Below are 24,880 nucleotides of genomic sequence, written 5' to 3'. Positions count from 1 at the left end.
ATGTGGTATGAGGCTTTCAAGACTTGTAGAGCTCTGGTATTCAGACCAGTTATCCTTAATAAAATCAGTATTTTTAATTTCAACAAACTCCTGATCGCTTTCCATGCGGTTGTCGATTTTTCTAATTGATTTATAGAGAGCAGAATCGAGAGTTTTTTCTTTTACAAACGGCTTAAGCAGATTCTTTGAGAAATCATTCCTCTTTTCCTTATCTGCAAAATACTTTTCCAGCTGAATATAGACAGGACTCTTGGGTGCAGGTGCTGAGCCAATTTTATCTATTGTTACAAGCACAAGCTTTTTCTTTGTTTTAGCAAAAGGAGTTAGCAGAAGCTTTCGTAGATAATCTCTTTCGTTAAGAGTATTCCAGAGTGAAAATGTTTCCTGAAAAGCTTCTTTTTCTATAGGCGACAGGAAAGAATAAGTAAGCTTTCCGGCATTTCCATTCTGATAGAAATCACACCAAATTGCTTTGCCGGCAGCATCACAGAAATCAGCATAGGAATTGATGATGTTTTTACAGCCAGCCTGTGCAGAATACTGCTTCATTGTTACATTGGTCGCTATTACTGAAGCTATGAGTTCAATATCAGAATAAGGAATTGCATCACTTCCAAGCTCATCCAGAAGCAGCAGAAGAGTATCAGCCTGATTTATCACATAGCCCAGCTGGTCAATTGCTGCATCTCCATCCTTGTTGAGCGAAATTTTCTGAGTACACCAGGCTCGGAGATTCTGAACAAAGGTCTTTATGGCTGCAACTTCAACATCAGATTCTTCAAAATAAGGTGAATTGATATCTGGAAGGAACTTTTCGAGTTTATCTTTTGAGTCTGGATATGTTTTTAGATAATCATTGATTGTATTTCTGCAGGCATCATTATAATATCCGCCCGATTCACAGATTGTTCTGGCAATTTTTTTTCTAAGTCCTTCAGGAAGCGGATTTATTGAAGTATTCAGCCATTCAACAATATTATAAATATTCAGAGGACGCTCAAAAATAGTAAGTCCGATTGCAAGCAATTCTGCAGTCTGAGGAATACCCGATATTTCAGAACCGCTGGTTTTCTTCCCTTCCAGCTTCTGCCAGTTATCAAACTCCTTGTTATCACCGTTTATCCAAACATCAAAATCATTAGCATCAAGCAGGCTCAGATATTTAATGGCTTCATCTTTTTCTGCAAAGTTCCAGATTTCAAAAGAATCATCGTTTGTATCAAGAGTTACGCCTTCCTCTCCCTTCAAAACAGAGTGAATCCTGGCGATATTGTTTATTTCCGACTCCTCTTCTTTTGCAGAAAATGAAACTCCGCGTTCAATCAAAGCCTTAAGCAAACGAACTTCAGCCGGATTAAAATCTTCATAATAAGATGAAGTCTGGATTTCAAGTTCTGGAAGCCTGCAACCGCCTTCAACCTGGGCAATAAGTTCCAGCAGTTCTTCCCCGGCAGACTTATCATGAAAGAACTCTTCTACCCCAGCCAGCACCTTCATACGCTCTGTAGGTGCTGGAGAATCCCCCGTCCAGCCGGCAGCAGCCAGAGTATCACGCCATTCAAGGCACTTTTTAGCAGTATTCAGCTTATCAACTTCAAACGAAGCCGACATTACATTTTCAGGGTTCTTCGCCATGAATTTTTTCATAGCAGCGTAGTAATCTACAAAACGAGTTCCATAATCCTTAACTTCAGAACAGATGCCTGCATGCAGCCGGATGATTCCACAAAGCCCTGCTGTGTTCACGATTTTAGCATCAAAGAGAACCGGGGACTTCTCCAAATCTACATAAACATTCCCGGTAAAAGAAGGATTATAAAACAGTTTCATAAATTCAAACTCCTGAATTAATTATACCACAATAATAACATTACACTGCTATCAAATAGTGATAGACGATGAAAAAATCTACCGATATACAATTTCAATTTTTTTTTACTATTTCTGAAATCCTATCAGAATTTGATAGTTCACACATATATACTTAATAATCCAGGAGTTTTTCCCTTTGGAATCATCTTTTAAGCAGATTTCTGATATTCACTTTTCTCTTCATTCGGTTATTACAAGGCAGTCAGAAGGTACTGATTTTGACTTGAAAGAAATTTTCTACAGATGGATTTCTGCAAGAAATGAAGATGAGGATTATCGAGACGTAGACTGGCTTTGCTCTCCTATTTCTAAAACTGATTTACCTGGTGATATTCTATGGTCAGATATAATTGATTATGCCGAAGGCCTTCCATGTAAAAGAAGGTCACTTAGCCAGACAGAGAATGATGAAAGAAAGATTCTTCGAATGGATACGGCAGAACTTCTTTTTGAACGTTTCCTTCACGAAGGTCTTTCCTTTGAACAAAGAGACTGGGTAGAACAAATCTGGAATCAGACATTTAATTCCTTTGCTCCTGTAGATTATGAATCCTTTGATTACACTCTGGAAGGTTTTTCTGGTAAATACGATGACAAAAACTTCATCCTTCATGAACAGCAGAAAAAGGGTTTTGCTTTTCTCTGTAGTAAGGGAAATGGACTTCTTGCTTATGATGTAGGAGTTGGAAAAACAGCAACCGGAATCGCTGCAGTTATTTACCAGCTTCAGCATCAGAAATGTTCTCGTCCTCTTATCATCGTACCAAAGGCCGTCTATTCAAAATGGGTACACGATATTCAGGAACTCTTCCCGTCCGTAACACTAAACAAGCTGGAGAATCTTAATAAAGACATAATCGATAACCTTCGTATGAATTCAGTTTTCTCAGAAGAAAACGACGGACTTCTACTGCCTGCCAACTCTATTTCAATCTGTACTGCAGAAGCCATTGAAAAAATCTATTTTAAGGAAGAAAGCATCCCTCTTCTTGAATCAAGTTTTGATCATATTATATCTAAGAAAAAGCAGGACGAATATTTTACACCATCGGACGATATTACAAATGAGCAATACGTATTTTTTGAAGAACTGGGATCCGATTTATTGCTTGTAGATGAAGCTCACCGATACAAAAATCTCATCAAAAAAGTCAGCGGCTCAAACTATTCTGAGTTTTCCCGGCTTGGTATTGGAGAGCCCTCAAGCCGTGCCATTAAAATGTTTGCAATTACAGAATACATCCACCGTCACAATAACGAGAAAAATGTATTTCTTCTTTCTGCAACACCATTCACAAATTCACCGATGGAAATCTACACTACCCTTCTTTTTACCGGTGGTAATGAGATCCGCACACTGGGCTACAATGATATAAATGACTTCCTCAATGAATTCGCAGAAATAAAGATTGAATGGACTGTTAACAACAAAAACGAAGTTGTCCGCAAGACAGTAATGAAGAATTTCCGCTCCCTCGATGCCCTTCAGAAAATCATCCAGAACTACATAGATAAGGTTGATGCCGAAGATGCCCATATCAACAGACCGGAAAAGGAAACTCACGTTATTAAAATTGAAATGACAAATCTTCAGAAGAAAATCTATGATGCACAAATAAAACGTCTTACTGATGATCCCGACCTTGATACAATCTTTTCTGCTATGAATACAATGCGAATGTGCCTGATTTCCCCAACTCTTGTAAAAGATAAAAATATACAAGTCCCGGACCTTTCGCAATTTGTTGAGACATCACCAAAAATGCTTCTGGTCTGTGATTCTGTCATCAGCATTTTTAAGGAAAAGCCAGATTGTGGCCAGATAATTTATCTCCCTCGCGGAGTAAAGGAGTTCACAGCTGTAAAACAGTATCTAATCAAAAATCATATACCGGAAGAAGCTATCGGTATGATGAACTCCGCAACAACAGAATCAAAAAAAGGTAAAATCACAAAGTCCTTTAATAATCCGGATGACCCGCTGAAAATCCTGATAGGCTCTGAAACAATCAGCGAAGGCGTAGATCTAAATGGCAATTCACTTGTGCTTTATAACTGTATGCTAGGCTGGAATCCAACAGAACCCGTACAGGTAGAAGGCCGTCTCTGGCGCCAGGGAAACCTACAGAAGAAAGTCCATATAGTCTATCCTCTTATGTATAACTCTCTTGATTCCCTGATTTACCAGAAGCACGATGAAAAAGCCAGCCGCATTGATGCAATCTGGGAATATCGTGGTGACAAAATCAATGTAGAAGAAATTAATCCGGCAGAACTCAAGTTTGATCTCATCAAGTCACCAGAGATGAAAGCAGATATTGTCCTTGAACAAAAAGCGATTCCACTAAAACGCGAACTTAAAATAATAGAAGAAAGTCGTTCTCTTTTAGCTCTTGCTGACGAACGAATAAGTCTTGTATTAGCAGAAATTGCTGAACTCCAGAAACAGATAGATGAATTAAACAATGAAATTGAACAAACTGTAAAAAAGAATGAGGGAATGCCGGAAGCTTTTCAGCATTTTTCACAACTGATAATCAGTAATGCCAAAGAAGAGCAAAAACCATTGGAACAGGCAATTGCGGCTAAGAAAAAAAGTCTTGCTGTAATTCAGGCAAACCTGAAAAAGAAAATGGGAGCCCAGTATTCAGATAAAGCCGATTGTCTATCAAAACTTGATCAGAAACAAAGCCAGATTGAAAAGCAGCTTGAACTACTCTACAACGAGCGAAAAAGTCTGATTGAACTGTATAAGAGCCAGTATGTTCAGCAGAAATCCAAGTTACAGAGCATCCCAAGCCTTGTAAAGTCGCTGGTTAAAACTATTATGGATAATTCATCAACATAGATGATATAATTGGAGTAAATATGTTTGGAAAGAAAAAGTCAGAAAAGAAAGCAGGAGGGGAAAGCATTCCCCTCGCTCCAGCCCGCAAGCGGTCTTCTGCTACCCCTTCTCCTAAGGTAGGGAGCGCCCCTGCAAAGCAGGGAAAAACAGTCCAGTGGACTGTTTTTTAGCGAGTCTCCGAGCAGCTATGCTGCGAAGATACCCCCCTTAAAATCCCCCGATCCGGCCACTTCCGAATTCCTCTACATTTCCAACGAAGCTCATTACGACCAGGTAATCGAACGTATAAAAAACGTAAAGAAAACATTATGGATTGGTACTGCCGACATCAAAGATTTATATGTTAAAGACGGCCGAGGCAGCAAGCCTCTTTTGGAAGTGTTATCTGACCTCGCAAAACGCGGAGTTGAAATCCGTTTGATACACGCAAAGGAGCCAGGTCCTGCATTCCGCCAGGATTTTGACAAATACCCAAATTTAATCGAAGGAATGGAACGAGTTCTCTGCCCCCGCGTTCATTTCAAAATCATCGTTTTCGATTTGAAAACCGCCTATGTAGGTTCTGCAAATCTCACTGGTGCCGGCCTCGGCATGAAAGGTGAAAACACCCGTAACTTCGAAGCCGGCGTTCTAAGCAGCAACAAAGACTTTGTAAAAAACGCTGCCGAACAATTCGACAGCGTCTGGATGGGCGCCCACTGCAAAGGATGCAAAAGAAAAGAGTTCTGTATGGACCCGATTGGAATGTAATTATTACCTATTTTTTTACTCTGAAAATTATATTCATTATTATGAAATACTAATGTTTATTAATTCTAGAAATAGAACATTTTAACCTCACAAGAAAGTTATGGACACTAAATTTTTCATTACTGCTTATCAATTAATTCTTGTAACTTTTCCAAAAATTTTCTCGGATGTTCTGCACCTACCCATGGTTCATCTGGTTCTATATGAGACTTTCTTGTCTTGGAAAAATCATCTTTTAACAAATAAATCTTATTCTGCTCATCCCATAAGAAGTTATGTTCTTTATATCTAAAGTAAATATTCTTATTCCAGCATAATCCATTTTTTCGCCATTTCTCTTGATTTTCATCCACAAAAGCTATGCCCTTTATGTTTGTTAATAATTCATTTCTATAGTGAATATAATAGATTTTCCACTCTGCTTTACAATTATATGGATGTACGACATAAGAATTTCCCCACCACCATTTGTATTTTATAGTACTTCCTGGTATATTTTCACCGAGCGTAATTAAGGCATCTGTATTCAATAAATAATTATGCACATATCTTTGATATGGATCTTCAAATGAGGATTCAGAACGCTTATTATATCCCATTAGAAGTAATTCTGTAGGTTTTCTTCTATTTATATTCAAGAGATTATCACGCCATGTCTTTTTCTCTGAATCAAAAATGAAATTAGATTCAAAATGAAAATTCCAGTTATCAAAAAATGATATATATTTCTTTAATAACTCATATTTATTAATCTTCGTACCATCATTATTAAAATACCTCTTAGCATTTTCAAATCTTTTATCAAAATTATTCCAATCAAGATTATTTTGTTCATCATGAAATAGAAATCTAATTGCTCCATGAAAAAACGCATAATTTTCTGCTTTGTTAATTTTCTGAATAAATTCTGTATTTTTCTTTTGCTTTGCCTTTTCGATTTCCTCTTTCATTTGATCAGAAACAAAATTAAAAACTTGAGGTAGATTATTTTCATCTAATTCACACAACCAAGACATTATCCTATGAGATTCATGATAAATTTTATATAAAAGTTTGTCTTGCGAAATCATTACCTCAACTGATTGGTGGGCCTTAACATTTTCAATAATGTTCCAAACAAATTGCATCCATTCCTTAAAATTAGTTTCATTGAAAGAACTATCCTGAATGAAATATAAGCAAATTGCATAAAAAGCTATCCTAGTATGTATTTTTAAGGTTGATACTTCATAAGTACCTGTTTCATTTTTTATTTTCCTAGGAATAAATTCAAATTTTACATCTTTACTAATATCTTCTTCAAGATTTTCCCCATCATCTTCAGATTCGTTACTTGTAGGTACAATCAAATCTTCCCATCGTGGATAGCAACAATTCTGAACTTTACCAAGATTTGTTAAATTTTTTGATATTGAATCTAGGCACTTTTCAAGATTTGAAAGTGCGTTACAAATATCTAATTTCTCCTCATACAAGTCAAAACCGTAATATTCTAATTCCTTATTATACAACTTACTAAACAAGGTATTAAATTTTTTATCAGCAAACTCTTTACTTATTTTATCTTGGGTATCTTCACTTTGTGCAACAATATCAGCAAGTAAAAATCTATTGATAAAGGAAAAATACATATCATCAATATTGTCTTTGTTAACAATGTCTTTAAAAGTATTTCTCATTTTCCAGAAAACATCTGTCCAAGCATTATCTAGTTTTGAAGCAAAGTCTCTTTGAAGTATTATAGATTGTTTTTCCGCCTCTTCTTCTGAATTACCTTCTTCTAATAATCTTTTTTGCTTGATTTCTTTTTATAAGTTAGAAGATCAGCTTTAAAATTTTCAAAATCTGTTAGTATTTTTCCTCTTGCATTCATTTTTATGTACAAGTCGTCTGTTAGCTGGAAATCTTCAAGAGGAAAATAATAAAATCCAATAACATTCTCAGAATTATTATCCGTCAATTTAGTCCAATATGATTCCAAAACATCAATCGGTTCATTAAATACAAGCTCGATACCATCAAACTCATCCAAACCTCCTATCATATTCAACATAGAATGAATAGTAGGATCATAACTATAATTTGAGAAGAACCATGGTTGCTTTTTTATGTAAGAAACAAGATTATCAGTATCCTCATAAACCATCTCACACAAATGATTACAGAAAGCTTTTGAGTTAGAACGTGTTTCATACGAAAACTTTTTTAGTCTATTAAGATTTGATACAATTTTCTTTTTTCATCGTTTAGGGAAGATAAATCCAATTTTCTATTAAAATGTTGTTGTCTTTCATTTTCACTTAATATATTCAAATCAATATTTCGTGTTTTATATGCCAAATACCAATGTAAAAGCCAAAGAGTTGTTAAACGTTGTTGCCCATCAAGAGGAGTAATCCTTTTTTCTTTGGTTTTTTCTTCACCATAAATGAAATCCATAAACATTGGTTTTGAAGAATCCGTAAATGCTAGTTTTATAGATTTTAAAAATTTTTGTCTTATGACAATCTCTTCGGATCTTCCTTGTGCATAATCTCGTTGAATTATTGGAATAATTATTTCATGTGAATCAAGCAATTTCCAAAATGAAAATTTTTCTCTATCTGGCATTTATTTCTCCATTCTCTGAATTGAGGAAGTCTTTCAAGGTCTCCTCTATATCTTTTTTATAATATAGGGCATCATCTGAAGTCCATGAATTTAATTTATTTGAACCACTTGTGTAATATTTTAAGAAAACATTTTTTGTACATGGAGGAACAAATGCATTGCATGCTCTTTCTGTTTCAATTGAATACCCTGTATCAGATTCTGCATCTACCTTATAAATTATCTTTTTCCCTTGGTCTTTTCCAATAACCCAACGCCGCTTTACAGAAAAAATGGCATTCCCATAACCACGATTAGTTTTTGAATCAAGTAATGTATAATTACCTATAGTATTTTTTCATGACTATCCATTTTTTGATTATCTAAATGAAGGATATTTAACAAATCCTTATTTAACGAATCAAAAGTATTATCTGTATCTTCTTTGAGTTGAATAAAATCTTTCACCCTAGTTTTTAATTTATCCTTCTCTTTGCTATCCTCAATCTCCTCAAAGGAAGTAATTATCCATTCTTGTTTATCCTTAAGATCTTCAAGAGTATTACCTATATTAGAATCAATATGCTCTACATCCCATTCTTCTTTTTTGTAAAGATGAAAAGGGAATTTATAATAAATCGAAAGTCCATATCGATCGTTTTCTAAAGATAATTTATTCTGATTAATAACAGTAACTATATTATGAAGTAATAATATAGGTATTGCTTTTCTTTTCGATGGCTTTCCGACTGCTTCATACTCTTGGGCTAAATCATATTTATTTACTTTTTCTTTTACAGATTCAAGAATAAAACTTCTAAAATCATCTCTTGATTTGGACGTATTCCACTTTTTTATTAGAGATGGGATTATAGAAGATCCATTCATTTCTACTAGAAATCCTATATAATGGTAATACTCAATGTTATTAAACCACTCTTCAAAAATTTGAAAATAGGATTTTACCTTTTCCCAATAAGATCTAATTAAACCATCTTTATTATTCGAAAAATGCTCTCGTGAAAAAAGCTTACTAATATATCTAAATGACGCCAAATTGTCCGAGCCCAGTTTTTCTTCAGATAATTCCAAATTAAACAAGTCATTTTTCTGTATTAAATCAAAGATGAAATCAATTCTATTCGGTTTATTATAATCCTTTTCATGTATGAACAACCAAAACTCATCATTCTGTAGCGAAGACTCAATTTTATCCCATTCAACAGCTATTTGCTGTTGAATAAGTCGAATCTCACTATCAATTCTCAATAAGGATTCATCTCCGTCCTTCTTTAAGAAATTACTTTTATTCAAAAATAAAGCTTTTATTAATTCAGCATTAGTAAGAGGGATTTTTCCTATATTTAGCCTAGTAAAAGAATCTACTTCTCTCTCTGTTTCTGGTAATTCATACCATATTACACATGTTTTTCTCAAAAACTTGTCTTGAAAATTTCTTTTATAAGGTTTCTCAAGATTCTTCGTCATCCACGAATGGATTGTTTTATAAGCAGTTTCCATATGTTTAAAATCAATATTGGAGTCTGCAAGTTTTTCCATTTTTTCTGGAAGAGTATTTGTTTCTTTATCTATTACTATATTTTTTAAGAAATCTGAACTTTCGGGTCTAGTTTCATATTGTATATCTGGAATATCATCCTCATCTTCACCATTAAAAAATTGATTAAAATAACGAACAATCAACACAATAGTCGTTAGTCTTTGTTGGCCATCTACTAAATTCCAGCACTTTTTTTCATCATTTTGTTTTACTACAATTGGTTGAAGACAATAAAAACTTTTGGTTTCATCAAATTCATATATATCTGTTAATAAATCAATGATTTGTTGTTGTTGCCACCTATAACCCCTTTGATAACTCGGAATAAAAAACTTTAAATTCAATAGTTCGTGCATTTCTATTGGCTTAGAAATATCTTTAGGTTTTAAAATATCTTCACTCATTAATCTTGCTCCATAAAGTTCTTCAGAATATCCACCTTTCCTTTATAATCCAAAATTCCGCCAAACTCAATTATAACATCAGTATTTGCCTAAATAAACGGCACCAGATACAAAGGAATGCAGAAAATATCCGTATCCTTGCGGTACTCTTTTGTGTAAACCAGGAAACGGGTTCCAATGTGCTTTGAAAACTTCTTGGTAAAAATATCCATAGATTTATGTCGCTGATAATCGGCTGATTTTGCTTCGATTGGGCAGATTTTGTTTTTGCGAGAAATAACGAAGTCTATCTCATAATTGTGATTTGAAGTTTCGCTTGGGAAGGTATGATAATAAAGAGCATCACCTTTTGCGGCCAGCATCTGGGCGATTACATTTTCATAAACATAGCCAAGATTTGCCGGAAGCTTATCCGAAAGCAATTTTTCGTAGATGATGTTTTCTGTAAAATCCTTATCCTTAAAGCAAAGAGTCACAAAGAGTCCTGTATCACAAACAAAAAGCTTGAACTTTTCTAAATCAATATTCTGCGAAAGACCTGCTTCCGGTGCGTTAGCATGATATGCAATATTCACAGTTTTTGAATCCTGAAGCTTGGCGATGCGTTCAAGCATAGTCCCTGCCCTTGCATTTTCTATCACACTTGAAACCTGATATCTGGAAGCATTCTTTTGAAGTTCTGCTGGAATATGATCAAAAATCAAAGAAGAACGTCCTGTCGAATCAAATTTCATAAAGTCATTTTCATAAAGATTCAGAATATCGCGCTTAACAAGATCAACCTGGGTAAAATTGTTAGTTGTAAGAAATGCTTCAACAGCCTGCGGCATTCCCCCAACAATCATATAAAGACGGAACTTTCTCATCAACTCACGATTTACATCATCACCCAGGGACAATTTTTTCTCCCATATACTTCGGCCAATTTCGTAAGTATTTGTCTGCCCAATAGCCCAGCAGAATTCTTCATAATCCATCGGGTACATCTGAATGGGACGTTCTTCACTCGGAATAAGAATATCTTTTACATTTTCCTTGATAGAAAGAAGAGAGCCCGTTTCCATATAATCGTAACGATGGTCTTTTACCAAAAGCTTTATAGCTTGACGTGCCAATGGGAAAAGTTGAACTTCATCAAAGATAATAAGTGACTTACGCTCTTTCAGTTCTTTGCCAGTATAAAACTGAAGCAGCCTAAAAAATGAATCCAAATCAGAAAGGTCATTAAAAAGATTTTTGATATTCTGAGAGGCAAATGCAAAATCTATCAAGATATACGATTCATATTCTCGTTTTGCAAATTCTTCGACAGCAGTAGATTTTCCGATTCGTCTGGCTCCCTCTACAAGAAGAGCGGTATGTCCATCCGATTCTTCCTTCCACGCCTTAAATTTATCCCAGATTTTTCTCTTAAATGGCTCCATATCTAAAATTATACAAAATCCCCATAGGAATTCAAGTTAAAATATGCAAAATCCCTATACTATTCTAGTCAAATTTGTTCAAAATCCCCATAGGAACATTTGGCGATTTGGCTTTTGTCAATGGATTTACTGCTACTGTACTACATACACTGCATTTGCCAGAGCAATAAGTTTTTCACTGTCAGCATTCTTTTTCATGCTTACGCTGTATGTTAGATTCGAAGCTTTATTCTGCCAGATACAGATTCCTACTACTTCGCCAACCTCTGTTATCTGCCATTTTGCGGTTGCGCTGTTTTCACCTACAGTGCATGGAGTTTCGTTTGACCACTTATAGTAAAAACCTGATATATCTTCTGACTCAGCATTTCGTTCTATTCTTGCAGTACATTCGGCATCGTTCCAGATAAAATCCATCTGAGCAAAATTTCCTGCGATAATTGAATAGCGGACATCTTTTGATCCATTCGGTACAGCAAATCTCACGTTCAATTGTTCTGCAATTTCTTCTGCAGATGATTCGTGAATAGGATTCGGAAGGCCGACGGTCTGTTTTCTATCCCCATTATCAGACGTTTTATTTTTCCCAGAGCAGCTGACAAGAGTCATCACAAGTATTGAAATCAAAATAATTGTCTTTTTCATTTTTGCCTCACTCCCCTCATTCTATCACATCAAAGTGACAACGAACGGCATTATCATTCACTTCTTATTTCCTAATTACCACTACCCTGTCAGTTCTGTACATTCCCTTTTGAGAAAGAATGATAAAAGGAATTTCCAGACAATTCTCATCTCCGTAATCGAATACCGAAATAGAATAGTTTTGATTCCCTTTACCTTCAAAATATGCAGCTTCAATTGAAGGAATTACTCTTACAATCTTTCTCACTTTGAACCTCCGAATATCTTAGAAACTAGGCTCATGTTTTTCCTCTATATTCCAACGATGAATTAATAAATTAATCGCTCTTCTATCAATATCGCGTAGAAATGCTGCTCTTTCCTGTTCTGTTTTTCCTGTCTGATTAATTATGGTCTCTCGTAAGGGATGATGGCTGCTTATTAAGAATTCATTTCGTTTATGCAAGCGTTCCAAGTATTTGATATCTGGGACTTTTGCGAACTTTCCGTTTGTACCACGATTGCAATTTGGACATGCCAAAACCAGGTTCCAGACTCCGTTTAGGTTTACTTCAGGCATTAGATGCTGTAATGTATGAGGAAAGAAATGGTCTACATCACAGTTGTTACTTGAATCATCCGAAACAATAATATCATCATAGCAGTAGAAACACTTTCCTTTTTGATAACCATCAAGAGCTCCTCTTGCAGAAGTGATATCTTTTCTCTTGAAGTTTTCATCAATGAATAAAATCTCTGACTGGTCATCGTACCGAACGTTTAATAAATCAGGTGAAATATTAAGTTTCCAGGCTGTTTCTACAAGATTCCAGCGAGATTCATTTTCCTGATAGAGATTAATCGAATTATTAATTCCTGCAACTTTGAATAAATCATCAGTAAGAATTAACTGTTTGCCAGATTTCTCATAAAACCTAACCGGAAGTTCTTCGCCATTAACTTTATGAAAACAATCCAGCACATATCTGAATCCGTTATTTACGGTGCTATTAATGAGTTGTTCGTGAGAAATCTTTTCTTTTACAAAGTCTGAACAGGCTTCAAGGAACGTGCTGGAAGCGTTAGTTGCTTGGCGTTCTTCTTTCTTTATATGTCTACAGATATTTCCGGAAAACGGCTTTGCTAATTCGTCCAAAGATACAGTCGTCTTGTCCTGTTTTGCAAAATCCAACAAGGATTCTGCAAGAGAGAATTTATATGAGGCGGTATTACGTCCAAAAAGAACTACGCTTCTCCAATAAGATTCGAGAGATGGTTTTTCTGCCTGAAAAAGAGCTATATTTTTCTCAGAATTACGTTCAGCCATTTTTCCTCTTCCCTACCCGGTCTTACATCCGATGTAATCCATTGTTCTTCTATACTAAAGCCTATTACTTTAGTTAACAAAGCAGACAAAGATTCTTCTGTCATGTCTGTAAAATAGCGGCCGTTTCGTTCTCCTTCAAAAGTTCCGTATTTGAAAGATGTGTAGAAGATTCCATTATCTTTTAATGCGGTCAAAATCTTCTTCATAATAATAAAAAGTTCAGCTGAAGACGCATGAAGAATTGAAGAACAAGCCCAAACTGCATCATATTTTTGGATTTCTGATAATTCTGTAAAAAGCTGCCTTTTTACAGTGATTCCAGTATAGGCACTGGCCACTTTGCATAATTCTTCAGAACCGTCGATAGCTTCAACCTGATAACCATAGTCTAGAAAGTATTTTGTATCTCGACCAGAGCCACAGCCGAAGTCTAAAATAATCGAAGAAGCTGGTAATTTTGCGGTAAAACGAGACCAAGCTTCTGTCATCTGAACTGATTGTGTGGATTCCACGAATGATGAGGTATTTGTATTGTAGTATGAAAGAGTATTATTCATATTTCATATTGCCTCTTCTTCCATTACTTCGATAAGGAAACTGACTGGTCGGAAACCATCATTACAACTTATCATTGCTGACTTAGGATTCTTCATCCAACCGTCATAAATATTTTCACCGCCATGAGCCAGAGTCATAACAAATGGAGATACGGTTTCCCAAGCTGATTCGCACATTCCTTCAGGACGCTGCCAACCCTTTGCAATAAATACCTGTCCTTCTTGAATATCACAGGTGTGCTGAATGGGATTTTCGTATTTCTGCTGCAAATCCTTGTGGTCAGATTTACGAATTGCTGTGATTTTAATTTTGTGCATATTTTCTCTAGAATCATATTTCCCTGTTATACGAGTTTATAAAAGTGGTCATCTTCATCTACTTCCCATATTTGAATATCAGCTAGTAAATGCCCATAAGTTCGCAAATAGTATTGTGCAAGAGTTTCATTTTTCTTAGTAGAGAAATCTTTTTTCAATGCAATAATCTTTAAAGCAGATGTTTCTGAGTTTCTCAAATACAAAACAGCTTCATTCAGAGTAGACATCTTTGCACTTGGAACATTATTTCCTTTTGTCCAAGAGTAACATTTGCATTCAATTATGATAGATGAATCGGATGAAACACAATCAAAACGATGTTCTTTCTCTGGTTTACCAATCATCACCGCTTTTTCTTCAATGAAGTTCTTTTTAAACTCTTTACATGCAAGGGCTAATACTTTCTGCTGAAATACTTTTCCCCTTTTTGGATTATCTGAATTTGCCATAAATCTGATATACCCCCTAGTTCAAAATTCATAATATCAAATTTATATATTTGTAACTATGTAAATCATATGAACTACGGATATATTATAGTGAGCACCGATAAACAGACATTGAAAAATCAGAGAATTGTAATATTTTTATACCGTGATAAAATATTCCTTATGAGTGAAGAAAAACAGCAGCGTGAAAGCCACGTTAAATCATTAAGACTTCTAAAACTTGAAAAAGCTATCCAGTCCATCCCCTACCCTAGCGTAGAACGACTGATGAAGGAACTTGAAGTATCCCGCCGCACAATTCTGCGAGACATTGATGAACTCAAGATTTATTACAATGCTCCTATTGAATATGACCGAATGAAAAAAGGCTATTATTACACAGACGAAACCTTCTTTGTAAAGAATATCCTTGTAAGCGAAGGGGAACTTGTAGCAATGGCTGGAATTCTTCCGCTTCTTGAACGATATGACAACACACCATTCAAGGAAACAATCAACAAGGTTTACGACACCATAAGCCAGATGCTTCCAAACCAGATTCAAGTTCAGACTTCTCTTATGAACAACGTTCAGTTTATCTCTGATCCGCTTCCAACAATAGAATCTGAAGTTTTCACAAAGATATTCGAAGCAATAAAACTGCATAAGACAATCAGTTTCGGATACCGCTCAATAAAGGCAACCGAACACACTCCTCATAGCCTTGATCCTTACAAAATCTACTGTCAGAAAGGTGACTGGTATGCTGTTGGCAACTGCCACAAACACAATAAATACAGCACTTATAACCTTTCCCGAATGAAAGACATTACGCTTCTGGATGAGTTTGAACCAGACCCTGATTATGAAAGCAAAGTCTACATTGATCCGAACTTTGGTATCTGGAACAATGAGTTTCCTGTAAAAAAAATCGAACTCGTTTTTGATAAATCCATAAACACATATATTCTGGAAAGAACCTGGCATAAAAATCAAACATGCCATCAAGAACAAGACGGTTCTGTCTATTTGAGCTTCGAATCAAACCAGCTGCAGGAAACGCTTTTCTGGGTACTTCATTTCGGTTCGGCAGTAAAAATCATAAACCCGCCTGAACTGAAGCAGATGTATAAAGAAGAATTAGAGAAGATGTCAAAGAACCTATAAAAATTCAAAAAAGAGGGGGATATTCCTTCGGACGTAAATCTACTCAAATTTATTTTTTGAATGCGTCTACGCGAATTCTAGGGCCAATTACAAATCCTAATAATTTTATTAATATTTCTAACATAAATACTAATAATTATTAGCATTGTTATAATATTTACTCTAATATATATTATTATCATATTTCTAATATTACTAATATCATTTATAATAAATATTATTTTTATTAGTTGCATTATTAGCATTTTCATAATATAATTTATTAGAAATTAAAAAACACAAAAAAGAGGGGAAAATGAAACGTATTACTGTCGCAATCCAAAAAGGTGGTGTAGGAAAGACAACAGTCAGTGTTTCTTTAGCTGCAGAGCTTGCAAAAAATCATAAGGTATTATTAATCGATGCAGATCCACAGGGCAACTCAACAAGCAGTTTACTGGAAAGTTTTGATTATGAACTTGCAGATGTTTTAAACGGAAACACAACTTATGACAAAGCTATAAAACCAACTCCAATCGAAAATCTGTTTATAATTCCAACAGTTGCAATCGATGAAAAGAGTAACAATTCTCTTAAACTATACCGTCAGAATCAGGCTGCAAGAGAACCTTTTATCTTTGTTGAATTAACCGAAGAACTGGCTAAATCTGATTTTGATTATTGCATCTTTGATACTTCTCCAAACTTCGACTTGTTTGAAGAAAACATCATGAAGGCAACTGATGAAGCAATTCCTGTTGTAAAGGCAGATGGCTTCTCTCAGGACGGACTTGAAATCTTCCGTAACAACCTCCGTGATTTTAAGAAAAGACAGCATTCCCAGAATCCTGAATTGAATACAATTGTTTTGAATGAAGTAAATCATTCGTACAAACTTGCAAATGGAATTATTGAAGCTCTTAAATCTACAGAACTAAATATTGTTGAAATTCCTCAGGATCAGAATTTCAAAATGTCACAGATTTTACGAAAAACAATTCAGCAGCAGGGTGCAAAACCTGACACACTCAAAGCGTTTGAAAAGCTGGCAGAACTTGTAAAATAAGGAGATAGTAATATGCCATTAGCACACAAAACAATCCCACAGAATAATTCTAACTTACCAGATTCCCTTAAGAACCAGATTTCAAATAACTTTAAAAAGGATGATGAGTTTAAGACTTCTGTTACCTCAACTCCAAAAGCAGAAACTCAAACTTCAACTGCAAAAAGTAAATATGCAGATTCTGTAAACCTTAGACTTACATCCGGAAAACGCAACGAATTCAAGAAATTTTTTACTGACTGCGAAATATCAATGAATCAGGGTTTTGAAATGGCTGTTGATTTTATAATCCGCGAAGCAAAAGCTGGTAGAATCACGGTTTCAAAAAGTGGAATTAATAAAGTAGGGGAGCTGTAATAGTTTAAGAGAACTGTTACCTAAAAAAAATGGGAAGAAAAAAATAACTGAAACAAATAATCTTGTCCCCATAGATAATACAATAGCTGAACTTTTTGAACTTGATGCAACAAGAGAACAAAAAAAGCAGATAGCATATCTGCCGAGTTTTTTTACGACAGCATCGTTACCCTTCAAAAATATGCACAAGACAGTTTTTGTTCGAAAAGGCAGCCAGGGATTAACGTTAACACTTACATCGCCGAAAAATGTTCCTTTCGGAAAATATGGTCGATTACTTTTATCTGTTCTTACAACTCATGCTGTTATTGCAAAAAATACTACAGGGCCTGTTCTCATTGAATATGCCTCAATGGCAGACCTGCTAAAAGAATTACAATTGCCAAAACAGCGTGGAAAAGACATAAAAGAACAGATTGAATGTTTTTCAAATGCGGCTTTTGCTTTTGAACAGCGTATAGAAGAATTACAAGCTGGTTATCTCTTCAAAGATTTGTATGAAGACGGAAATTATCCTAAAAAAGATGTTACTGTACGAACTGTTACAACTGGGAATATCCGATTTACAACAGGTGTTCAATATAAAGAAATAACTGAAGATTCAAAGGATACAAAGACTGGAAGATTTAAAATTCTTCTGTCTGATGAATTTACAGCTTTCTGTCAAAAACATGCTGTTCCAATTGATTATGAGACATATAAAGAAATTAACAGTCCTATTGGAAAAGATTTATATGCCTGGCTTGTTTACCGAAATAATGCTAATTATGAAAAGGTTTTTATTTCGCGACAGAAATTAGTTGAACAGTTTATTCCTGTAGATTCAGATAAGGATTCAAATCTTGTAAATGTTAACTATGCAAGAATTGTTGAATTGTTAAATGAAATTAAGGAAAAATATTATAAGGATGTAAAATTCGAGGTAAGTAAGGATGGAAGTGGAATTACCTTATTTAAGAGTAAAACTCCTGTTCTTAAGAATGATCCTCGCTATGCATTAATTACAGCTGATATTTAGTGAAGAGGTAACACTTCTCTTAAATATTTAAAGGTAACAGTTTTACTAAGATATTTGTGTTTATCCACAAATTCTCAGCTTCTATTACTAGTTTTATAAATTTATTAGTTATTATTAGATATAATAGAAGATTTAAGAGCTTTGTTACTTTTTTTAAGAGTTGTGTTACCTTACTAAATTTTTGAGTTTTTTTCTTCTATATATAACTTATAAATTCGAATTCATAGAGTTTAGTTATTCTGTTACCTTAAAAAGCTGTTTTCCACAGAAATTTGTTGATAGATTTAAGAAGTTTGTGACCTTTTCTTTAGGAGAACTGTTACCTGTTTTTTTTGATAACCCCCATATTAAATAATTAATAACATAATAGCTTTTCTGCAAATTAAAGTATCTCTTTAATGACTTTTATATCCAACATGCTATCATATAAGATTGGAGGATGCAGATAGCAACACTCTTTCCGAACAGAGCTTCAAATTAATTATTTAGCAGTTTTGTTACCTTCAAAATATTTAAGAGAACTGTTACCTGTTTTTTTTCATTTAGTAGTTCTGTTACCTTCTGCTGAAGAAAAATTAAATCAATTATCACTATTTGATAGCATACGAAGTCATAATAGACAATGAGTTACGCGGCAAGGAGAAATATTTTATGTTAGAGGTAAAGGGAAAGTACAACACAGCTAAGGTTTTTACTGACAATCTTGAAGTGAGCGGACGTGTTCAGATTGAACGGCTCTGCGACCAGCCTTATGCAGCCGACAGTAAAATCCGCATGATGCCTGACGTACACGCCGGTGCCGGTTGTACGATTGGAACGACTATGACGATTACTGACAAAATCTGTCCGAATCTAGTAGGCGTTGATATCGGATGCGGAATGGAGACTCTTGTTATCAAGGCAGATTCTCCGGTCAGTGAGAACTTTGATCCTGAAAGGCTTGATAAGTGTATCCGTCGTAATATTCCTGTCGGACGTGAGATTCGTAGATCCGGACATGTTCATAAGTTTGTTGATGAAATTGAGTTTGATAAGATTCGTTGCCGTAAGGCTAATATCGGAAACGCCCGTCGTTCTTTGGGAACATTGGGTGGGGGCAACCACTTTATTGAGTGTGACCGGGATGAAGAGGGAAATCTTTATATTGTAGTTCATTCAGGAAGCCGTCATCTTGGTCTTGAGGTTGCGAATTACTATCAGGATATGGCATGGAAGCAGTTGAATCATACAACGGAAAATGAAGTGCGAGAGGCAATTAAAAAACTTAAGGAAGAGGGTAGGCAAGATGAGATTTCAGCCCTTCTTCCAGGGATTAAAGAAGCTATCTGCACGGATGTTCCTCAGTCTCTTGCTTATGTAGAAGGTCAGCTTTTTGAGGATTACATCAACGATATGAAGATTCTTCAGAAGTTCGCAATGTTCAACCGTAAGGCCATGATTGATACAATCAGCGTCGGTCTTCGTCTGGATAAGCACGACATCATTGATCAGTTCACGACGATTCATAATTACATCGATACAGATGCCATGATTCTTCGAAAGGGTAGTGTACGTGCTCTCAAAGGTGAAAAGCTTTTGATTCCGATTAACATGCGGGATGGAAGCCTTGTCTGCATCGGAAAGGGCAACGAGGACTGGAATTATTCTGCTCCTCATGGTGCCGGTCGTGTTATGGGACGGAAGGAAGCCCGTTACAAGCTTAAGATGGAAGACTTTGAGGATTCCATGAAGAACGTGTGGTCTTCAACTGTCTGCAAGGATACGATTGATGAGGCTCCTATGGCTTACAAGGATATGAGCGAGATTGTTGCAAATATCGAACCAACTGCCGAGATTGTGAACATTATCAAACCGATTTTCAACTTCAAGGCTGCGGAGTAATTATGCAGAAACTTTTATGGCTGGATGACTTCAGAAATCCGAAAGATTACCTTACTGGAGAATATGAAGTCATCTGGGTAAAGACATATGAAGAGTTTTGTTCTCATCTTGAAAACAATGGTTTACCGGATATTGTATGCTTTGATCATGACCTGGGAACTGAAAAGTCGGGTCTTGATTGCGCACGCTATCTGGTAAACTATTGTCAGCAGCATAATAAGGACATTCCTCAATATGATATCCAGAGTTCAAATGTTGTTGGAAAAGATAATATCAGAAGCCTGATGGACAACTGGCATAGGTTTTTTGTAGCTAATCAAAAATAAAAAAATTGAAAAATTAAGTTCTGACTATCACAAAATGATAGGTGGGCATGGTTATATTGTAGCTATGAATGATAACGACGAACCATGCCTTGAACTTAATGAAATGATTTATCGGCTTACCGGAGAATTCTGGAATCAGACCTATTACAATCTTCTGAGTAAACAGAAGATGTATGAACCTGTTCCTGAAGTTTCTGTAAAACAGGCGATTTCAGAACTACGAAATGAAATCAAAAATATCGCGAAAGAGAACGGTCTAAAATGTTCTTCATTTTCACATAATGAGCATTTTTACATTTCCCTGATTCCCTATCCGATTTATATCGGCATTGAAAGAGATACAGGCGATTTCTCTATATCAGCACCCCATATCACAACTCGTCAGTTTTCTCCTTCATTCTACAAGGCAGGTCTAAACTGGATTCGTGATTACATTGCAGTTGATATAAATCCGCTGACTGAACAAATAGATTCATTAAGAGAGAAATTCTATTTGAATTCAAAATCTTCAGAAATTGTAACAGTTTCTATTAAAGCTTTGTGTGAGTCAATTCTTGGAAAGAAATTTATTCCGTTTGACCTTCATCAAAACAGGCTGTTTAGTGTGATTATATTTCAAAATCCAGATAAGACTGTATATGAAATTGAGATTTTCCATAAACCATTTTCAAAAGATGCTTCACTTCTTATCAAAGTGTTAAATGAGCCAAGGGAAATTAGGATACCCGATATTTTAAGTTGTGCACCTGTTCATTGTCATGATGAAGAAGTGTGTGCAATGGTGGAAAATTTGAGAAAGCAACAGGAGGCTTATCTATGATGTATCAAAAAGAGCTGGCTGTTGTTCTGGAACGTGAGCAAACAGAATTGCTTTCAAGAGTTCAGACTGAGTTCTGGCAGACTTTGTTTTGTGACCTTCTGAAAAAACATTCTTTTCAGAATGACTTTTTTCTTTTTAGTGCAAAGCTTACAAACAATGATGTTGTGGAACATATCAGACAGGTTGTTTCGGAACTTAGTCAGCAATATGACCTGTCATTTACAGAAACAGGTCATCCGTCCCGCACAGAATTTAAATTACGCTTCTGTTATTACGGGCACAAGGAGAAAAAGTTTGATGAACTTTCGGTGATTGTCTGTATTAAGGATATTACGATGAGGATTCTGCCGCATAATCCTCTCTTAAAGCTTTTCTGGCTTGAAGAATATGTGCTGGTAGAAAACATACTCAAAGGGCTCTGCGATGAATTATACAACCTTCAGAAGCAGCAGTTTAATAAGCTTCAGGAAGAGTACAAAAGAATTGAAACGTGTTCAGAAGGTTTGACAACAAAGATGATACAAATTGCTCGGACTTCAATCCGAAGTCTATACGAGGCTTCTTCTCAGAAGAACAGAAGCCTTGTACAAAGAAACCTATACTCTTCAATGCTGATAAATGGAAGAAGTGTCCGAATTTTTCACAAGGATTTTTTGGCTGATCCGAAAGTTCTTTTGAAGGAATTCGGAGAAAAATAGTGAAGTGTCTTTAGTTGGCACTTTAATGTAGTAAATTATATATAGATAGACTGGAGGAATAGTCGTATGTCAGTAAGAATTGATGGAAATTTGCTTTTGGAGGTTCTGGAAGAAACCCCAGCAACTCAGAATATTATGCTTATGGGAAAGCACGGAATCGGTAAGTCTCAGATTCTGGAAAAGTTTTTCACCGCTAAGGGCTGTAAGGTTGTGTCTCTCTTTCTGGGACAGATGAGTGACCCGGGAGATCTAATTGGAATTCCGCATAAAAATGAAAAGACCGGACATACTGAGTTTATGCCGCCATACTGGTTTCCGACTGATGATACTCCTGTAGTCCTCTTTCTTGATGAGCTGAACCGTGCCCGCCCAGAAGTACTGCAGACAATTATGGATTTGGCTTTAAACCGTAAACTTGCTGGCCGTTCTCTTCCTGCAGGAAGCCGTATTATCTCAGCGGTAAACAACGGTGAAGAATATCAGCTTACAGATCTGGATCCGGCTCTGGTTTCCCGTTTTAACATTTACGAGTTTGTTCCAAGCGTTCAGGACTGGCTTTTGTGGGCCAATAAAAACGACGTTGATGAGCGCATAACAACCTACATTGCAGCAAATCCTAAAGCTTTGGATAATCAGGTTGCGGTTGAAGATCTTGATAACCTAGAAAAGACACCCGACCGCCGTGCCTGGGTTCGGGTTTCAGAAATCATAACTGGAAAAGAGGTTCTGAAACCAAGTCATAAAAGCATGATTGCAGGCATTGTCGGAGGAGTGGCAGCAAACCGCTTTTTTGAATTCCTTGATCATAATCATCTTCTTACAGCCAAAGAACTTCTGCTTGGAAACTTTGAGATGAACAGAATCAAGCTCGAAAGCTATAAGACACCTCAGTTTGCAACAATCAACGATGCAGTTTTTGTCTATCTTGAAAGTGATAAATATGGTGATGCTGATAAGGCTCTGATGTCTGAAAATCTTTCTGCCTATTTTTACTTCCTGGAAGAAAAGAAGCTGCGTGAAGCAATGGCTCATTTTGCAAATATGTTCAGCGGGACAATGTATCCAAATGCACTTGTTTTTATTATTGGTGAGTGCCCGGAGCTTTACTCAAAAATGACAAAGTTTGTTGCGGAGATAAAATAGGGCGGAGGAATCATGTCTGTTAAAGAAACAATCAGCAGCGTTGTTGATAAATGGTTCTTGTACGAACCTCTTCTTTTCAATGTTTATTGTACTCATAAGCTTGAGCCAAACAGTGACATGAAGTGCAGTTTTAGAACCGGCAAACGGCGAATTGAATACAATCCGGTGCTTCTCAAAGATCAGTCTGTAGGAGATATTGAGCAGGGGCTTAAGAATGAGGTTACTAGAATCCTTCTTAAGCATCCTTATCAGCGTGTTCCTCAGAATCCAAACAGAACGGCCCTTACTACGGCCAGCGATGTAACGCTTAATGAGCACTGTTATCACGATAAAAAGATGAAGGATGCTGCTCATTACAATCTGGAATCGGGGCTGAGTTACGAGGAGTATTACAAGAAGCTGTATTATATCTGTCCTGATTTTGATGCGATGGACAATGATGGCCAGAAACATCTTATGCCTAGCCTTGAAAAAGGTGAAATCTGGGACTATGAGACTGCTTCCGATGCTTCAGAACTTTGGGATGAAGATGAAGAAATGGTGGACTCTGTGAATCAGCAGATTCTCAAAGCGCAGAAGACTAATCAGTGGGGTAGTATACATGGAGAATTACAGGAAACGATTACTGCTTCTCTTAAGATTCCTATGGACTATCGCAGGATTCTTTCTCAGTTTCGGGCAAGCATTATTACACAGCGTAGAAAGCTTACCCGTATGAAGCCAAACCGTAGATATGGATTTGAGTTTATGGGAAGTCAGTTTGAGCCTAAGACTCATCTTCTGGTTGCTGTAGATGTCAGCGGTTCGATAGGTACTGATGATTTGAAAAACTTCCTTTCAATTATTAACCGTTTTTTCAGTTATGGAGTTGAGGTTATCCATGTACTGGCCTTTGATACAGAGATAACGCAGGAGTTTGAATTAAAAAAGGCGGCCAAGTCTATAAAAATCATAGGCCGTGGTGGTACGAATTTTCAATGTACCGTTGATTATTATGAGTCTCACCCAGAGTATCAGGGGCTTATTATCTTTACCGACGGTTATGCACCTAAACCAGAACTCAAGTTGCATAAGCAGATACTTTGGATTCTGACCGGCAAGTATGAATATGACAATGCTAATAAATGGATTAAAGAACTGAGATTCAATAAGGCTACGTGGATTCCAAGTTTAAAATCAAATGCGTAGCAAGGAAGGAATAAAATGAGAACGAGAAGGCCCAGAATATATGATGAAGGAGTCTATTTAGATTTTGGTGAGCAGCCACGTCCTATTGAATTGCAGATAGGTTACAAATTAATTCCTCTTGTTATTGAACATAATGATGCCCCTTTATTGAGTGAGATTCAGTATTTACGTAATGAAATTGATGCTGAATACGGCTTACCGCTTCCGATGTTACTTATCCGGGATAATATGTGTTTAAAACCAACTGAATATAGAATTTTGCTACATGGAATTGATGTCGGAGGATTTCATGATTTAAGGTTGGGGTATGTTTTGTGTCTAGATACAGGTTCTGTAAAAGGAGAATTATCAGGTGTAAAGATAAATGAACCTGCTTTTGGAATGGAAGGAATACTTGTTGCAAAAGAGAAATCTGATGATGCAAAAAGACTTGGTTATAAGGTTGTTGAACCGTCTCAGATTATTAAAGTACATCTAACAGAAATAGTCAAAAAGAATATAACAAAATTCCTGGATCAGTGTATGGTGAATACCC

At 36.0% G+C, this 24,880-nt stretch carries 26 protein-coding genes; 14 read left to right on the top strand and 12 right to left on the bottom strand.

What is annotated here, in order from left to right:
• Positions 1 to 1,830, bottom strand: a 1,830-nt coding sequence (locus tag MSI_RS10830) for a hypothetical protein (protein ID WP_039924727.1), incomplete at its 3' end; no start/stop codon positions are given.
• 178 nt (positions 1,831 to 2,008) lie between these two features.
• On the opposite strand from MSI_RS10830, the gene MSI_RS10825 reads away from it, so the two are divergent.
• Genes MSI_RS10825 through MSI_RS10820 form a run of 3 tightly spaced genes read left to right on the top strand, consistent with a single transcriptional unit; the run spans position 2,009 to position 5,470 of the window.
• Positions 2,009 to 4,720, top strand: a complete 2,712-nt coding sequence (locus MSI_RS10825; RefSeq protein WP_009106866.1) for an SNF2-related protein — start codon at positions 2,009 to 2,011, stop codon at positions 4,718 to 4,720.
• A 20-nt stretch (positions 4,721 to 4,740) separates the two neighbouring features.
• Positions 4,741 to 4,890 (top strand): hypothetical protein, encoded by a 150-nt coding sequence (locus MSI_RS14555; protein ID WP_009106864.1) that lies wholly within the window; start codon positions 4,741 to 4,743, stop codon positions 4,888 to 4,890.
• Entirely contained in the window at positions 4,850 to 5,470 is a 621-nt protein-coding gene (locus MSI_RS10820; protein WP_202799339.1) for a phospholipase D-like domain-containing protein, read from the top strand. The genes MSI_RS14555 and MSI_RS10820 overlap by 41 nt, the downstream gene beginning before the upstream one ends.
• A gap of 119 nt (positions 5,471 to 5,589) precedes the next feature.
• On the opposite strand, the gene MSI_RS10815 is transcribed toward MSI_RS10820, so the two are convergent.
• The 11 genes from MSI_RS10815 to MSI_RS10765 form a co-directional block, all read right to left on the bottom strand.
• Positions 5,590 to 7,149, bottom strand: a complete 1,560-nt coding sequence (locus tag MSI_RS10815; RefSeq protein ID WP_009106860.1) for a hypothetical protein — start codon at positions 7,147 to 7,149, stop codon at positions 5,590 to 5,592.
• A 101-nt stretch (positions 7,150 to 7,250) separates the two neighbouring features.
• On the bottom strand, positions 7,251 to 7,502 hold the full coding sequence (locus tag MSI_RS10810; protein WP_192807758.1) for a hypothetical protein: 252 nt from the start codon (positions 7,500 to 7,502) through the stop codon (positions 7,251 to 7,253).
• 173 nt (positions 7,503 to 7,675) lie between these two features.
• A complete protein-coding gene (locus tag MSI_RS10805) occupies positions 7,676 to 8,080 on the bottom strand; it encodes a DUF262 domain-containing protein (protein ID WP_009106855.1) in 405 nt (134 codons plus the stop codon).
• 324 nt (positions 8,081 to 8,404) lie between these two features.
• Complete coding sequence (locus MSI_RS10800) at positions 8,405 to 10,024, bottom strand: DUF262 domain-containing protein (protein ID WP_009106852.1); 1,620 nt, start codon at positions 10,022 to 10,024, stop codon at positions 8,405 to 8,407.
• 89 nt (positions 10,025 to 10,113) lie between these two features.
• On the bottom strand, positions 10,114 to 11,448 hold the full coding sequence (locus MSI_RS10795; protein WP_009106850.1) for an ATP-binding protein: 1,335 nt from the start codon (positions 11,446 to 11,448) through the stop codon (positions 10,114 to 10,116).
• A 132-nt stretch (positions 11,449 to 11,580) separates the two neighbouring features.
• Positions 11,581 to 12,093, bottom strand: coding sequence for a hypothetical protein (locus MSI_RS10790; RefSeq protein WP_009106849.1), 513 nt, complete (start codon positions 12,091 to 12,093; stop codon positions 11,581 to 11,583).
• Positions 12,094 to 12,157: 64 nt separating this feature from the next.
• A complete protein-coding gene (locus tag MSI_RS10785; RefSeq protein ID WP_009106847.1) occupies positions 12,158 to 12,340 on the bottom strand; it encodes a hypothetical protein in 183 nt (60 codons plus the stop codon).
• Between the two features lie 18 nt (positions 12,341 to 12,358).
• Positions 12,359 to 13,399 (bottom strand): HNH endonuclease domain-containing protein, encoded by a 1,041-nt coding sequence (locus MSI_RS10780; RefSeq protein WP_009106845.1) that lies wholly within the window; start codon positions 13,397 to 13,399, stop codon positions 12,359 to 12,361.
• Positions 13,369 to 13,956 (bottom strand): bifunctional 2-polyprenyl-6-hydroxyphenol methylase/3-demethylubiquinol 3-O-methyltransferase UbiG, encoded by a 588-nt coding sequence (locus MSI_RS10775; protein WP_009106843.1) that lies wholly within the window; start codon positions 13,954 to 13,956, stop codon positions 13,369 to 13,371. Before MSI_RS10775 ends, MSI_RS10780 begins: the two co-directional genes overlap by 31 nt.
• Before the next feature lie 3 nt (positions 13,957 to 13,959).
• Positions 13,960 to 14,274, bottom strand: coding sequence for a TIGR04076 family protein (locus tag MSI_RS10770; protein WP_009106841.1), 315 nt, complete (start codon positions 14,272 to 14,274; stop codon positions 13,960 to 13,962).
• A gap of 26 nt (positions 14,275 to 14,300) precedes the next feature.
• The gene (locus MSI_RS10765) at positions 14,301 to 14,723 is read right to left on the bottom strand and encodes a hypothetical protein (RefSeq protein ID WP_009106840.1); all 423 of its coding nucleotides are present in this window, start codon (positions 14,721 to 14,723) and stop codon (positions 14,301 to 14,303) included.
• Between the two features lie 162 nt (positions 14,724 to 14,885).
• Between MSI_RS10765 and MSI_RS10760 the strand changes: the two genes are divergently transcribed.
• From MSI_RS10760 to MSI_RS10710, 11 genes are all read left to right on the top strand, one after another.
• A complete protein-coding gene (locus tag MSI_RS10760; RefSeq protein ID WP_155815589.1) occupies positions 14,886 to 15,869 on the top strand; it encodes a YafY family protein in 984 nt (327 codons plus the stop codon).
• Positions 15,870 to 16,164: 295 nt separating this feature from the next.
• Positions 16,165 to 16,914 carry a ParA family protein gene (locus MSI_RS10755; RefSeq protein WP_009106835.1) on the top strand — a complete coding sequence of 250 codons (750 nt, stop codon included), beginning with the start codon at positions 16,165 to 16,167 and terminating at the stop codon, positions 16,912 to 16,914.
• Positions 16,915 to 16,926: 12 nt separating this feature from the next.
• Positions 16,927 to 17,271: a hypothetical protein gene (locus MSI_RS10750; RefSeq protein ID WP_009106833.1), complete on the top strand. Its 345-nt coding sequence runs from the start codon at positions 16,927 to 16,929 to the stop codon at positions 17,269 to 17,271.
• Between the two features lie 181 nt (positions 17,272 to 17,452).
• Positions 17,453 to 18,289, top strand: a complete 837-nt coding sequence (locus MSI_RS10745) for a replication protein RepA (RefSeq protein ID WP_009106831.1) — start codon at positions 17,453 to 17,455, stop codon at positions 18,287 to 18,289.
• Positions 18,290 to 18,940: 651 nt separating this feature from the next.
• On the top strand, positions 18,941 to 20,170 hold the full coding sequence (locus MSI_RS10740; protein ID WP_009106830.1) for an RNA-splicing ligase RtcB: 1,230 nt from the start codon (positions 18,941 to 18,943) through the stop codon (positions 20,168 to 20,170).
• Between the two features lie 2 nt (positions 20,171 to 20,172).
• Positions 20,173 to 20,496 carry a cyclic-phosphate processing receiver domain-containing protein gene (locus tag MSI_RS10735; RefSeq protein ID WP_009106828.1) on the top strand — a complete coding sequence of 108 codons (324 nt, stop codon included), beginning with the start codon at positions 20,173 to 20,175 and terminating at the stop codon, positions 20,494 to 20,496.
• Positions 20,497 to 20,560: 64 nt separating this feature from the next.
• Positions 20,561 to 21,316 (top strand): hypothetical protein, encoded by a 756-nt coding sequence (locus tag MSI_RS10730; RefSeq protein WP_155815587.1) that lies wholly within the window; start codon positions 20,561 to 20,563, stop codon positions 21,314 to 21,316.
• The gene (locus MSI_RS10725; protein WP_009106824.1) at positions 21,313 to 22,014 is read left to right on the top strand and encodes a hypothetical protein; all 702 of its coding nucleotides are present in this window, start codon (positions 21,313 to 21,315) and stop codon (positions 22,012 to 22,014) included. The genes MSI_RS10730 and MSI_RS10725 overlap by 4 nt, the downstream gene beginning before the upstream one ends.
• Positions 22,015 to 22,080: 66 nt before the next feature.
• The gene (locus MSI_RS10720) at positions 22,081 to 23,157 is read left to right on the top strand and encodes an AAA family ATPase (protein ID WP_009106821.1); all 1,077 of its coding nucleotides are present in this window, start codon (positions 22,081 to 22,083) and stop codon (positions 23,155 to 23,157) included.
• A gap of 12 nt (positions 23,158 to 23,169) precedes the next feature.
• On the top strand, positions 23,170 to 24,345 hold the full coding sequence (locus MSI_RS10715; RefSeq protein WP_009106819.1) for a VWA-like domain-containing protein: 1,176 nt from the start codon (positions 23,170 to 23,172) through the stop codon (positions 24,343 to 24,345).
• Between the two features lie 15 nt (positions 24,346 to 24,360).
• Positions 24,361 to 24,880 (top strand): FHIPEP family type III secretion protein (locus MSI_RS10710; protein ID WP_039924723.1); only part of this gene is annotated, 520 nt, incomplete at its 3' end.

Origin of the sequence: Treponema sp. JC4, from assembly GCF_000260795.1 — a bacterium.
Lineage (GTDB): Bacteria > Spirochaetota > Spirochaetia > Treponematales > Treponemataceae > Treponema_D.
This window is presented reverse-complemented; position numbering and strand designations above follow the sequence as displayed.

Bases quoted from the DNA above. Each gene is read 5' to 3' on its own strand.
- MSI_RS14555 (WP_009106864.1), top strand. From the start codon at position 4,741: ATGTTTGGAAAGAAAAAGTCAGAAAAGAAAGCAGGAGGGGAAAGCATT.
- MSI_RS10815 (WP_009106860.1), bottom strand. From the start codon at position 7,149: ATGAGAAATACTTTTAAAGACATTGTTAACAAAGACAATATTGATGAT.
- MSI_RS10805 (WP_009106855.1), bottom strand. From the start codon at position 8,080: ATGCCAGATAGAGAAAAATTTTCATTTTGGAAATTGCTTGATTCACAT.
- MSI_RS10800 (WP_009106852.1), bottom strand. From the start codon at position 10,024: ATGAGTGAAGATATTTTAAAACCTAAAGATATTTCTAAGCCAATAGAA.
- MSI_RS10795 (WP_009106850.1), bottom strand. From the start codon at position 11,448: ATGGAGCCATTTAAGAGAAAAATCTGGGATAAATTTAAGGCGTGGAAG.
- MSI_RS10790 (WP_009106849.1), bottom strand. From the start codon at position 12,093: ATGAAAAAGACAATTATTTTGATTTCAATACTTGTGATGACTCTTGTC.
- MSI_RS10780 (WP_009106845.1), bottom strand. From the start codon at position 13,399: ATGGCTGAACGTAATTCTGAGAAAAATATAGCTCTTTTTCAGGCAGAA.
- MSI_RS10775 (WP_009106843.1), bottom strand. From the start codon at position 13,956: ATGAATAATACTCTTTCATACTACAATACAAATACCTCATCATTCGTG.
- MSI_RS10770 (WP_009106841.1), bottom strand. From the start codon at position 14,274: ATGCACAAAATTAAAATCACAGCAATTCGTAAATCTGACCACAAGGAT.
- MSI_RS10765 (WP_009106840.1), bottom strand. From the start codon at position 14,723: ATGGCAAATTCAGATAATCCAAAAAGGGGAAAAGTATTTCAGCAGAAA.
- MSI_RS10760 (WP_155815589.1), top strand. From the start codon at position 14,886: ATGAGTGAAGAAAAACAGCAGCGTGAAAGCCACGTTAAATCATTAAGA.
- MSI_RS10755 (WP_009106835.1), top strand. From the start codon at position 16,165: ATGAAACGTATTACTGTCGCAATCCAAAAAGGTGGTGTAGGAAAGACA.
- MSI_RS10750 (WP_009106833.1), top strand. From the start codon at position 16,927: ATGCCATTAGCACACAAAACAATCCCACAGAATAATTCTAACTTACCA.
- MSI_RS10745 (WP_009106831.1), top strand. From the start codon at position 17,453: ATGCACAAGACAGTTTTTGTTCGAAAAGGCAGCCAGGGATTAACGTTA.
- MSI_RS10740 (WP_009106830.1), top strand. From the start codon at position 18,941: ATGTTAGAGGTAAAGGGAAAGTACAACACAGCTAAGGTTTTTACTGAC.
- MSI_RS10735 (WP_009106828.1), top strand. From the start codon at position 20,173: ATGCAGAAACTTTTATGGCTGGATGACTTCAGAAATCCGAAAGATTAC.
- MSI_RS10730 (WP_155815587.1), top strand. From the start codon at position 20,561: ATGAATGATAACGACGAACCATGCCTTGAACTTAATGAAATGATTTAT.
- MSI_RS10725 (WP_009106824.1), top strand. From the start codon at position 21,313: ATGATGTATCAAAAAGAGCTGGCTGTTGTTCTGGAACGTGAGCAAACA.
- MSI_RS10720 (WP_009106821.1), top strand. From the start codon at position 22,081: ATGTCAGTAAGAATTGATGGAAATTTGCTTTTGGAGGTTCTGGAAGAA.
- MSI_RS10715 (WP_009106819.1), top strand. From the start codon at position 23,170: ATGTCTGTTAAAGAAACAATCAGCAGCGTTGTTGATAAATGGTTCTTG.